An 11,080-nucleotide genomic window follows, 5' to 3' on the forward strand; every position below is an offset into this window, starting at 1 on the left:
GTACCAGGCGACGAGCTGGGGTGCGGTGGTGCCGAAGAGGCGCCAGCGGTCGAACGTGCCGTCGCCACGCGCCGCGAGCGCCCAGGAGGAGTCGACGACGGCGAGCCCCTGCATCCCTCGCCACCAGGCGCGCCCCGGCAGCGACGACGCGAGCGCGATGCCCATCGGGAGGAAGCGCGAGTTCATCAGCGTCCCGGCGGCGACGGCCGCGCCCGCGCCTCCACCGGCGGCGAGGACCGCCACGGCCGCGAACTGCGCCGACCCGGCGAACACGAGCACCGACATCGCGACGGCGGCGAGCACGCTGAAGCCCGTCTCGCGGGCGACGACGCCGAACGACATCGACAGCAGGAAGGAGGCCACCGCGAACGGCAGCCCGAGCCTCAGCCCCTCCCGGAAGGAGGCGCGGTCGTCGGCGCCCACCTCAGCCGGCGCAGACGGTCTGGGCGTAGAGGCCCGACTGCTCGGTCGACGACGTCTGCCTCCCGTCGACGGCGACGCGGCAGCGGACCGTGGCGTTGCCGGTGGTCTGGACGCTCGCCAGCACGTACGGCCCGGCACCCTCGTAGACGCGTGTCACCTTCACGTCCTCGCCGCCCGAGCGGAACGTGCGCTCGCGCTTGGAGGCGTCGACGACGGTGGCGTTGAACGGGCCGGTGCCGGAGAACGTGACGGTGACCGCGACCTGTCGCTCGGTCGTGCTGCCACGGGCCCCGGCCGACGCGTCCGGTCCGGCTGCGACCTGCGCGGCCGGTGCCTGCGCGAGGAGGGAGCGCACGTCGAGGACGGCCCACACGAGCACGACCGTGACCACGACGATGGTGACCAGTCCGACCACCTTGACGGGCCCCAGCTGCCGCAGGCTCGACGACAGGCTGCTCGGGCGCGTGCTCACCGGACCAGGGTAGGCGACGCGGAACCGGCCCCGTGACCGATCCGCCTCACGTCAGGCCTCGGTGCGGCCCGGGACCGCGGCGGCCCAGCTCGTCGTCGTGGTTGTAGACCGAGCAGCTGCGCAGCGACAGGCAGCCGCAGCCGATGCAGCCGTCGAGGTCGTCGCGCAGCGCCTGCAGGCGGGCGATGCGGGCGTCGAGGTCGGCGCGCCAGCGGGAGGTGAGCCGTGACCAGTCCCGCTTGGTCGGCACGCGGTCGTCGGGGAGCGACGCGAGCGCCTCGCCGATCTCGGCCAGCGGGATGCCGAGGCGCTGCGAGAACTGGATGAAGGCGAGGCGTCGCAGCACGTCGCGTCGGTATCGACGCTGGTTGCCCGCCGTCCGTGTGGCGGTGATGAGGCCACGCGACTCGTAGAAGTGCAGGGCGGAGACCGCGACGCCCGAGCGCTCGGCGACCTGCTGCGGGGTGAGTCGGTCCGTCGTGTCCATCGTGCACGCCTCCTGTCACGCCGTTGACCTCAACCTTGGTCGAGGTTGTCTGATCATCCCATGACGACGCCGGACGCCCTCGACGCCCAGACGGCCAGCCCCGGGGACGGCGACGCCCACTCGATCTGGCGCGGTCGGCTGGGGCGCACGTCGCTCGGTCTGTTCTCGCTGGCCTTCCTCGTCGCGTTCGAGTCGCTCGCGGTGGTGAGCGTCATGCCGGAGGTGGCGCGAGCGCTCGACGGGCTCGCGCTCTACGCCGTCGCGTTCGCCGCTCCGGTGGCGGTCAGCATCTTCTCGCGCACCGCCAGCGCCTCCTGGATCGAGCGGGCGGGTCCCGCACCCGCGCTGGGCTGCGGAGTGGCCGTCTTCGCCGCCGGGCTGGTGGTGTGCGGCACCGCCACGTCGATGCCCGGCTTCCTCCTCGGGCGTGCGGTGCAGGGTCTTGGCGCGGGTCCGATCGGGGTCGCCCTGTGGGTCGTGGTCGCGCAGGCCTACCCCGACCGGCTGCGACCTCGCGCGCTCGCCGTCATGACGAGTGCCTGGACGGTGCCGGCGATCGTCGGCCCGGTCGTGGCCGGCGGCCTCACGCACGCCTTCGGCTGGCGTGCCGTGTTCCTGCTGGGGCCCGCGCTGGCGGCGGCGAGCCTCACGGTCGCGTGGCCGGCGATCCGGTCCCTCACCGGCTCCCCGTCGGCCGCGGCAGGACCCTCGGGTGGTCAGACCCTGGGTGGTCTGGCTGCCGCCGCCCTCGCGGCGGTGGCGGTGCTCCTGGTGTCCGTCGCCGGCCAGCGGACGCTGCCGGCGTGGCCGGCCTGGCTCGTCCTGGGTTTGGTGGGGCTCGCGCTCTCCGTCCGTCGGCTGGTGCCTCCGCGCACCTGGAGCGGCGGACGGGGCCTCCCGTCGCTGATCGGATCACGGGCCCTCCTCATGGCGTCCTTCTTCGCGGCGGAGGTGTACGTGCCGCTGGTGCTGGTCGACCAGCGCGGACTCTCGGTCGGCCTGGCGGGCGCGGCGATCTCGGGCACGGCGTTCACCTGGTTCGCCGGCGCAACCCTCGTGTCGCGGCCGGAACGGCTGCCGGCGCCGGTCGGCACGCCCCGACCTCGGGCGCTGCTGGGCGCCGGCGCGATCCTCGTGGGCCTCCTCGCCGTGCCGCTCTCGCTGGTCGCCGAGGTGCCGGTGGTCGCCGTCGCGACGGTCTGGGTCGTGGGCGGCTTCGGCATGGGCGTGCTCTCGTCGACCTCGGTGACGGAGGTGCTGCGCCGGTCCGGTCCGGGGGAGGAGGCGGGTCACAGCGCGGCCCTGCAGACCAGCGACTCGGTCGCGGAGTCCGTCGCGCTCGCCCTGGGCGGCACCGTGTTCGCCGCCGCGGTCGTGCACGGCCTGGACGTCGGCGTGCTCGCGGCGTCCGCGGTGCCCGCCGCGTGCGTGGTCGCCGGGCTGCTCGTGCTCGGGCGCGGTTACGAGCGGTGAGCCCCACGCGGCGGTCTCGGTCTCGCCGCGAGGACTGGGGGCCGGACCGAGGAGGGACGCCGATAGGCTGTCGCGCGTGAACACCGCTCCCTCGACCGCCCGACCCCTTAAGGTCGCCCTGCTGGGCTGCGGCGTCGTGGGGTCGGAGGTGGCCCGCCTGCTGACCCGCGACGGCGACGAGCTGGCGCGTCGGATCGGCGCCCCGATCGAGCTCGTCGGCATCGCCGTGCGCCGTCTCGGCCGTGCGCGCGACCTCGACCGGCGCCCGCCTGTTCGAGGCCGCCGAGAAGGCCGAGCGCGACATCGCGTTCGAGGCGGCGGTGGCCGGCGCCATCCCGATCATCCGCCCGCTCCAGGAGTCGCTGGCGGGTGACGCCGTGCAGCGGGTGCTCGGCATCGTCAACGGGACCACCAACTTCATCCTCGACGCCATGACCACGACGGGCGCCGGCTTCTCCGACGCGCTCGACGAGGCCCAGCGCCTCGGGTACGCGGAGGCCGACCCCACGGCCGACGTCGAGGGCTTCGACGCCGCCGCCAAGGCCGCGATCATCGCGTCGCTCGCGTTCCACACCCGCGTGACCATCGGCGACGTGCACCGCGAGGGCATCACCGACGTCACCGCCGCCGACGTCCGCTCGGCCGACGAGATGGGCTGCGTCGTCAAGCTGCTCGCGATCTGCGAGAAGATCAGCACGCCCGACGGCGATGCCGTGTCGGCTCGCGTCCACCCCGCCATGATCGCGAAGAGCCACCCGCTCGCCAGCGTCCGCGGCGCGTTCAACGCCGTGTTCGTCGAGAGCGAGTCGGCCGGTCAGCTCATGTTCTACGGTCCGGGCGCCGGGGGCGCGCCCACGGCGAGCGCCGTGCTCGGCGACCTCGTCTCGGTCGCCCGTAACCGCCGCCAGGACGTGCACGGACCCGGTGACACCGCGCACGCGGACCTCGACGTGCTCGACGTCGGCCGCGCCCGTACCCGCTACCACGTGTCGATCGACGTCGACGACCGCGCCGGCGTGCTCGCATCGGTCGCCGACGCCTTCGCGCAGTACGACGTGTCGATCAAGACGGTCCGCCAGGAGGGCCACGGCTCCGACGCCCAGCTCGTCATCGTGACGCACGAGGCCGACGACGCCGCGCTCGCCGCGACCGTCGAGGTGGTGCGCGCGCTCGACATGGTGCGCGACGTGTCGTCGGTCATGCGGGTCGAAGGCCTCAACTGATGAAGGAGTTCCGCTGATGGCGCAGCCGTGGCGTGGTGTGCTCGAGGAGTACCGCGAGTGGCTCCCGGTCGACGAGGACACCCCGGTGATCTCGCTGGGCGAGGGCGGCACGCCGCTCGTCCACTCGGCCTGGCTGTCCTCGGTCGTCCAGGGCGACGTCTGGCTCAAGGTCGAGGGTGACAACCCGACGGGCTCCTTCAAGGACCGCGGCATGACGGCGGCCATCTCCGTGGCCGTCGGCGAAGGCGCGAAGGCCGTGGTGTGCGCGTCGACAGGCAACACGTCGGCGTCGATGACCGCCTACGCCGCTCGTGCCGGGCTCACCCCGATCGTGCTCGTCCCGCACGGCAAGATCGCGACCGGCAAGATGGCCCAGGCCGTCATGCACGGCGCGGAGGTCATCCAGGTGCGGGGCGGCTTCGACGAGTGCCTCCAGCTGTCGCGGGCCCTGGCCGACGAGTACCCGGTCGCGCTCGTGAACTCGGTCAACCCGGTGCGGCTCCAGGGCCAGAAGACCGCGGCGTTCGAGATCGTTGACGTCCTCGGCGACGCCCCCGACGTGCACGTGCTCCCGGTCGGCAACGCCGGCAACATCTCCGCCTACTGGATGGGCTACCGCGAGTACGCCGACGCCGGTCTCGCCACGCACCGTCCGCGGATGTGGGGCTTCCAGGCCGCCGGCGCCGCGCCGCTCGTCCGTGGCGAGGCCGTGGCCCGTCCCGAGACGGTCGCCACGGCGATCCGGATCGGCAACCCGGCGTCGTGGCAGCTGGCCATCGAGGCGCGCGACACGTCCGGCGGCCGCATCGACGCCGTCACCGACGAGCAGATCCTCGACGCGCAGCGTCGCCTGGGTGCCCACGACGGCGTGTTCGTCGAGCCCGGGTCCGCGGCGGGTGTCGCGGGTCTCCTGGCCGCCGCCGAGGCGGGCGAGGTCGACCCGGGTCTGCGCATCGCCGTGACCGTGACGGGCCACGGCCTGAAGGACGTCGAGACGGCGCTGTCGGGCGTGGAGTCCGTGGTCGACTCCGTCATCGACGCCGACGTGCACGACGCCGCGGCCGCCGCCGGCCTGGCCTGAGCGGCGCCGTCGTGGTCGACCAGCCGTTCCGCCGCGGGCCCGTGACGGTCCGCACGCCCGCCAGCAGCGCCAACCTCGGTCCGGGGTTCGACGCCCTCGGGCTCGCGCTCGACGTGCACGACGAGCTGACCGCCGAGGTCGTCCCCGGCGACGGTCTCGAGGTCGTCGTGGAGGGCGAGGCCGCCGACGAGGTGCCGCGCGACGAGCGCCACCTCGTGGTCCGTTCGCTCGACGCCGCCCTCGACCTCATGGGCGTGCGACGTCCGGGGTTGCGGCTCACGTGCCGCAACGTGGTGCCGCACGGGCGGGGGATGGGCTCGTCGTCGGCCGCGATCGTCGGCGGCATCGTGCTCGCGAAGGCACTCGTCGACGGTGTGGAGCCGCTCGACGACCGGGCGACGCTGCAGCTCGCCCAGGACATCGAGGGTCACCCCGACAACGTCGCCGCAGCCCTCCTCGGCGGCCTGACGATCGCGTGGATCGACGGCTTCGCCGCCGAGGCGGTCCGCCTCGACGTCACCGTCCCGCTGACCCTCTTCGTGCCGCCGGAGCCGGTCTCGACCGAGGCCGCGCGCGGCCTGCTCCCCGACTCCGTGCCGCACGCCGACGCCGCGGCCGACGCGGCGACGACCGCCCCGCCGAACAGCACCGACGTGGCACCGATGGCCTCCGACGCGATCCGCGGGTAGAGCGACAGGAGCACGCCCAGCACCGACCACGACGCCATCACGCCCAGGGCCGAGAACCGGAAGTGCGCGGCGATCTCGCGCGGGACGCGAGGCCGTGCCACGTGCAGGCGGACGGCGCGCTCCTCCGTGTGCGGCTCGCGCATGACGAGCAGCCCCAGCAGGAGCACTGCGACGATGCCGGCGAGGATCGCGTAGGGCAGCACCGTGGGAGCGGGCCCACGGTCGACGATGAGCGACACGGCGACGAGCACGACCGCGATGCCGCTGTTGAACACGACGCCGGTGATCCGGCCGGTGCGGTCGCCCTCGTCGGGCCGCAGGTCGAGCAGGGCGGCCGAGGCGACGACCACCACCGCACCGACGCCCAGGCCGTGCAGTGAGCACCGGACGTCGGCCGTAGCGGTCGGAGATCGACCCGGTGACGAGCACGGCAGCGAGCGCTGCGACGGCGTAGACCGCGAACACGATGGTCGTCGTGAGCGGCGCGAAGCCCCACTCCTGCGCGTAGAGCGCGTAGAGGGGCGCGGGCGCACCGGAGACGCCGAGCGAGACGGCGACGAGGGCCAGGAGCATGCCGAACGCCCACCGCTGGACGGGCCGGGTGGTGGTCATGGGTCTCCTCGGAGCAGGTCGACGGCGGGCGGGCGGCCGACGCGTCGGGCCCGAACGGCGACAACGTCGACGCAGGTCGTTGCATTCCCGAACCAGTGGGCCGTCGTGCGGAGTCCCTCCTAGACGGGGCGCTCGCTCGCGCGGGACGCGCGCCGGGCCTCGACGCCCGCGTCGGAGCAGAATCCCCGACCGTGCCGCTTCAGGCACAGCAGCCCGACGAGGGCGCCTGCGGCGTCGACGACGGCGAGCCGGCGCGACCGGGACTGCTCGAGGAGCTCGCGGGCCTCGTCCAGCGTGGTGCCGACCCGCACGGTGCGACCCTCCAGCCGGGCATGGACGAGGGCAGGCTGGTCGTTCCTGGCGTCGTCCGGGACGTCGCCCTCCACGATCACGCCGCGCAGCAGCGCCCCCTCGACGACGAGGATCGCGTGCAGGTGGTCGTCGCCGAGCACCTCACGGGCGTCGCCGACGGTCAGGCTCATCGGCCACGACTTCGGCCGGCGCAGCATCGCGTCCTCGACGACGGGGGAGGGGCGCCCGACGGCTGCGGTCACGTCAGACCCCGTCAAGGGCTGGGGCAGGTGTCGACAGGTGTGGCACGGTCCCTCCCTCGACTCGGGTACCCCCATCTCATCCCATCTGCGCGCGCATCACATCTCGACGAGGCGATCGCGCCCAGTCGGGCATGCGCCGATCCTCGTGAGCACAGGCCGTCAGCGGCGGATCCAGTGCGACGCCTGCAGGAACACGATGGTCGGGAACGCGACCACGATGGCGCCGAGCCAGGCGTTCTCGCCGAGGAAGAAGGAGACGACGAACAGGACCAGCAGCAGGACGGACGCGACGTCGGCGCGGTTCGGGCGGTCGGGGCTCATGGCCATGTTCTACACCGACCGGCGTCGGATCGGAACGTCCGTCCCACTCCTCAGCGCAGCCGGTGGCGCTCGTGGGGAGGGAGATCGTCGATCCACCGCTGGAGCGCCCGCAGGCCGAGACGGGCCCCGACGAGCAGGATGGCCGTGACCAGCAGGTGGAGCGTGACGAGGCCCGCGACGACACCGATCAGGATGGACAGCCACCCGGCGGTGGTGACGACCCCGGCCCACAGGGCGACGGCGACGACCAGCTCGACCGCGAGGGCCAGGACGCCCTCGCGCACCGCTGCCCGGTCCCGCATCGACTCACAGCCCGTCGCTCGTGTGCAAGGCGGCGGTGAAGACCAGGGCGACGGTGGTGAGCGCGAGCACGAGGGTCAGGGCGAGGAGCAGGAAGCCGTTCGCCGCACGTCGCCCGAGCGCGGCGTCGAGGACCCGGTACGCAGCCAGGCCGGCCACGAAGGTGGCGAGCACGCCGAGGAGGATCAGGATGCCGATGTCCACGGCGCGAGCGTAGGGCAGGCGCTCGCCGTCGCGGTGCAGAAACGACGAGGTCCCGCCACGCGTGGGCGTGACGGGACCTCGCTCCGGCAGCTCTCAGGCGTACGAGACGCCCGTGGCGTGCAGCGGGCAGTAGCCGAACGGGTTCTTCGCGAGGTACTGCTGGTGCAGCTCCTCGGCGTAGTAGTAGTCCTGCAGCGGCTGGATGGCCGTGGTGATGCGGCCGTAGCCGGCCTTGGTCATCTGCTCCTGGTAGCGCTCGCGCGACTCCTCGGCCTGGCGCTGCTGCTCCTCGCTCGTGGTGAGCAGGACGGAGCGGTACTGGGTGCCGCGGTCGTTGCCCTGACGCATCCCCTGCGTGGGGTCGTGGTTCTCCCAGAACACCTTGAGCAGGTCGGCGTAGCTCACCTTCGCGGGGTCGAACACGATGCGCACGACCTCGGCGTGACCGGTGCGGCCGGTGCACACCTCCTCGTAGGTGGGGTTCGGGGTCAGGCCGCCGGCGTAGCCGACCGACGTCGACCAGACACCGGGAACCTCCCAGAACGTCTTCTCCTCGCCCCAGAAGCAGCCCAGCCCGACGACCGCGACCTCGAAGCCGTCCGGCACGACGCCGGAGTCGAGCGGGGTCTCGATCGGGGTGCCGAGCACACGGTGCGTGGTGCCGACGGCGAACGGACGCTCGGAGCGTCCGGGCAGGGCGTTTTGCGCGTCGGGGAGCTCGGTCTTGCGGGTTCCGAAGATCATCGGATCACTCTCCTTGGGTCCACCGGGGTCAACGACACTGCGCGGCTGGCTGTTCCCGCTAGTGTCGGTCCTGTGACGGGAGCATGCAGGTGAGCACGCGGCCGGAGATCCCTGTCGGCGTGGAGATCGCGACGGCGTGGGCGTGGCGTCTCCTCGTCCTCGGCGTCGCCGGCTACGCGCTCTACTGGCTGCTGAGCTTCTTCTCCGAGGTGACCGTCCCCATCGCGGTGGCGCTGCTCGGCACGGCGCTCACGATCGGTGCCGTCGACTGGCTCGACCGTCGCGGGCTGCCGCGTCTCCTGGCCACGGCGATCGTCGTCCTCGTCATGCTCGGCGGGTTCTTCGGGCTGCTCACTCTGGTCGGGCAGCAGCTGTCGACCCAGTTCTACGACCTCAAGGCGCAGGTCATCGCGGGCATCGCCCAGGTGCAGGACTGGGCCCAGAACGGACCCCTCGGGCTGAGCGAGACCCAGCTCGACCGCTACGTCGACCAGGTCGAGGACGCCATCCGCACCTTCGGGGAGCGGGCCGCGGTCGACCAGCTGGCCGCCGTGGGCACCACGCTGACGCACTTCGTCGCCGGCTTCTTCATCGCGCTGTTCGCGTCGTTCTTCTTCCTCTACGAGGGCAACCGCATCTGGGCGTTCGCCGTCGCGCTCTTCCCGCGGTCGGCGCGTGCGAAGGTGCACAGCTCCGGCGAGACGGCCTGGGCCAGCCTCACCAGCTTCGTCCGAGCCACCGTGCTGGTCGCCCTCACCGACGCCATCGGCATCGCGGTCTCCGCGTGGCTGCTCGGTGTGCCGCTGGCGTTCGCCATCGGTGTCCTCGTCTTCCTCGGCGCGTTCGTCCCGATCGTCGGAGCGCTCGTGTCCGGCATGGTCGCCGTGCTCGTGGCGCTGGTGGCGCAGGGCCCGATCGTCGCGCTGATCATGCTGGCCGCGGTGGTGGCGGTGCAGCAGTTCGAGTCGCACGTGCTGCAGCCGTTCCTCATGGGCCGCTTCGTCGCGGTGCACCCGCTGGCGATCATCATCGCCATCGCCGCCGGCATCACCGTGTCCGGCATCGTCGGCGCGCTGGTGGCCGTGCCGCTCGTCGCCTGCCTGAACGGCATCGTGCGCCACCTCGTCGAGGAGTCGGGCACACCCGTCGCCGACGACGGACTCCCCGAGGACGACCCGCCCGAGGTCAGGGCCGAGCAGGCCTGACGCCTGCCGTCGCCTGTCGGGGGACCGGACGTGAGCGCCTAGGCTGACGTCATGGTCGACCTGAGGGACGTCGAGGCCGCGCGCGACCTGCTCGCGCCGGTGGTGGAGCGCACGCCGATGGCGCACTCGCGGTGGCTCAGCCAGCGGGTGGGCACCGACGTGCACCTCAAGTGCGAGAACCTGCAGCGCACCGGATCGTTCAAGATTCGCGGCGCCTACGTGCGCATCGCCGGACTGTCCGACGCGGAGCGTGCCCGTGGCGTCGTCGCGGCGAGCGCCGGCAACCACGCGCAGGGCGTCGCCCTGGCGGCGCAGCTCCTCGGCACCCGCGCCACGATCTTCATGCCTGACGGCGCGGCCCTGCCGAAGGTGGCCGCGACCCGCGGCTACGGGGCCGACGTCGAGTTCGCCGGCACGGGCGTCACCGAGGCGCTGGTGCACGCCAAGGCGTTCGCCGAGCGCACGGGTGCCGTGCTGATCCACCCCTTCGACCACGAGGACGTGCTCGCCGGCCAGGGCACCGTCGGGCTCGAGATCATCGAGCAGCTGCCGGAGGTCAGCACCGTCCTCGTGCCGCTCGGGGGCGGGGGACTCGCCGCGGGCATCGCGCTGCTGCGCGAGCGCCGACCCGACGTGTCGGTCGTCGGCGTGCAGGCGGCCGACGCCGCCGCCTACCCGGGCTCGCTCGCCGAGGGCCACCCGGTCGCGGGCGTGATGGGCCCGACGATGGCCGACGGGATCGCCGTCGCCGAGCCGGGGCTCATCCCCTTCGAGGTGATCGCCAAGGAGCTCGACGACGTCGTGACCGTCAGCGAGGACGCGATGAGCGCCGCGCTCATCGGGCTGCTCGAGCGCGCCAAGATGCTGGTCGAGCCGTCCGGCGCCGCGGGCGTGGCCGCGCTGCTCGACGACCCCGATCGGTTCGCCGGCCCCGTCGTGCCGGTCCTGTCGGGCGGCAACATCGACGCCCTGCTCCTGCTCGACGTCATCCGGCACGGTCTCGCTGCAGCGGGCCGGTTCATGCAGCTGCGCGTCAGGTTCTCCGACCGTCCCGGCGAGCTGATGCGCCTGCTGACCGACCTGGCGGCCCTGCAGGTGAACGTGCTCGACGTCGCGCACGACCGGGCGGCGGACTCCCTCGGGGGGCGCGAGGTCGAGGTGGCCGTGCAGGTCGCCACCCGCGGACCCGACCACGCGGCCGACACCAGGTTGATCTGCACCGTCAGCGCCCACACGTCGGCCTCGTCGACGGGCTCGAGGATCCCGAGGTCGAGCATCCACCGGGTCGTGAC

Annotated in this window: 14 protein-coding genes and 1 pseudogene; 7 read left to right on the forward strand and 8 right to left on the reverse strand. The window is 73.1% G+C overall.

Annotation, left to right across the window (positions count from 1 at the left end; translation table 11 throughout):
• The 3 genes from A6Q79_RS15145 to soxR all read right to left on the reverse strand — a co-directional run.
• A partial coding sequence (locus tag A6Q79_RS15145) for an AzlC family ABC transporter permease (protein ID WP_317698705.1) occupies positions 1-423 on the reverse strand: 423 nt, incomplete at its 3' end.
• 1 nt (position 424) lies between these two features.
• The gene (locus A6Q79_RS15150) at positions 425-895 is read right to left on the reverse strand and encodes a hypothetical protein (protein WP_067856237.1); all 471 of its coding nucleotides are present in this window, start codon (positions 893-895) and stop codon (positions 425-427) included.
• 46 nt (positions 896-941) lie between these two features.
• A complete protein-coding gene (gene soxR, locus A6Q79_RS15155; RefSeq protein WP_286690325.1) occupies positions 942-1,382 on the reverse strand; it encodes a redox-sensitive transcriptional activator SoxR in 441 nt (146 codons plus the stop codon).
• Between the two features lie 60 nt (positions 1,383-1,442).
• Between soxR and A6Q79_RS15160 the strand changes: the two genes are divergently transcribed.
• The 5 genes and pseudogenes from A6Q79_RS15160 to A6Q79_RS15180 all read left to right on the forward strand — a co-directional run bounded on the left by A6Q79_RS15160 (position 1,443) and on the right by A6Q79_RS15180 (position 6,228).
• A complete protein-coding gene (locus A6Q79_RS15160) occupies positions 1,443-2,855 on the forward strand; it encodes an MFS transporter (protein ID WP_286690326.1) in 1,413 nt (470 codons plus the stop codon).
• Positions 2,856-2,931: 76 nt separating this feature from the next.
• Positions 2,932-4,078, forward strand: a pseudogene (locus A6Q79_RS15165) (homoserine dehydrogenase).
• A gap of 16 nt (positions 4,079-4,094) precedes the next feature.
• Entirely contained in the window at positions 4,095-5,159 is a 1,065-nt protein-coding gene (gene thrC, locus A6Q79_RS15170; protein ID WP_067856247.1) for a threonine synthase, read from the forward strand.
• A gap of 11 nt (positions 5,160-5,170) precedes the next feature.
• The gene (locus tag A6Q79_RS15175) at positions 5,171-5,848 is read left to right on the forward strand and encodes a homoserine kinase (RefSeq protein WP_317698706.1); all 678 of its coding nucleotides are present in this window, start codon (positions 5,171-5,173) and stop codon (positions 5,846-5,848) included.
• Between the two features lie 101 nt (positions 5,849-5,949).
• Positions 5,950-6,228 carry a hypothetical protein gene (locus A6Q79_RS15180; protein ID WP_317698707.1) on the forward strand — a complete coding sequence of 93 codons (279 nt, stop codon included), beginning with the start codon at positions 5,950-5,952 and terminating at the stop codon, positions 6,226-6,228.
• Between the two features lie 351 nt (positions 6,229-6,579).
• Here A6Q79_RS15180 and A6Q79_RS15185 read toward each other — a convergent pair whose 3' ends face one another.
• From A6Q79_RS15185 to msrA, 5 genes are all read right to left on the reverse strand, one after another.
• A complete protein-coding gene (locus A6Q79_RS15185; RefSeq protein ID WP_067859413.1) occupies positions 6,580-7,014 on the reverse strand; it encodes a CBS domain-containing protein in 435 nt (144 codons plus the stop codon).
• Between the two features lie 159 nt (positions 7,015-7,173).
• Positions 7,174-7,335, reverse strand: coding sequence for a hypothetical protein (locus A6Q79_RS15190; protein WP_158509211.1), 162 nt, complete (start codon positions 7,333-7,335; stop codon positions 7,174-7,176).
• 50 nt (positions 7,336-7,385) lie between these two features.
• A complete protein-coding gene (locus tag A6Q79_RS15195; protein WP_144433777.1) occupies positions 7,386-7,637 on the reverse strand; it encodes a hypothetical protein in 252 nt (83 codons plus the stop codon).
• Positions 7,638-7,641: 4 nt separating this feature from the next.
• Positions 7,642-7,839, reverse strand: a complete 198-nt coding sequence (locus tag A6Q79_RS15200) for a hypothetical protein (protein WP_067859407.1) — start codon at positions 7,837-7,839, stop codon at positions 7,642-7,644.
• 93 nt (positions 7,840-7,932) lie between these two features.
• Positions 7,933-8,583, reverse strand: coding sequence for a peptide-methionine (S)-S-oxide reductase MsrA (msrA, locus tag A6Q79_RS15205; protein ID WP_067859405.1), 651 nt, complete (start codon positions 8,581-8,583; stop codon positions 7,933-7,935).
• Positions 8,584-8,672: 89 nt separating this feature from the next.
• Here msrA and A6Q79_RS15210 point away from each other — a divergent pair, with 89 nt between their 5' ends.
• Positions 8,673-9,788, forward strand: coding sequence for an AI-2E family transporter (locus A6Q79_RS15210; RefSeq protein WP_067861780.1), 1,116 nt, complete (start codon positions 8,673-8,675; stop codon positions 9,786-9,788).
• A gap of 51 nt (positions 9,789-9,839) precedes the next feature.
• Positions 9,840-11,080: threonine ammonia-lyase (ilvA, locus tag A6Q79_RS15215; RefSeq protein WP_317698708.1), on the forward strand; the 1,241-nt coding region annotated here is incomplete at its 3' end.

The organism is Aeromicrobium sp. REDSEA-S32_B7, from assembly GCF_001626145.1.
Classification (GTDB): Bacteria; Actinomycetota; Actinomycetes; order Propionibacteriales; family Nocardioidaceae; genus Aeromicrobium; species Aeromicrobium erythreum.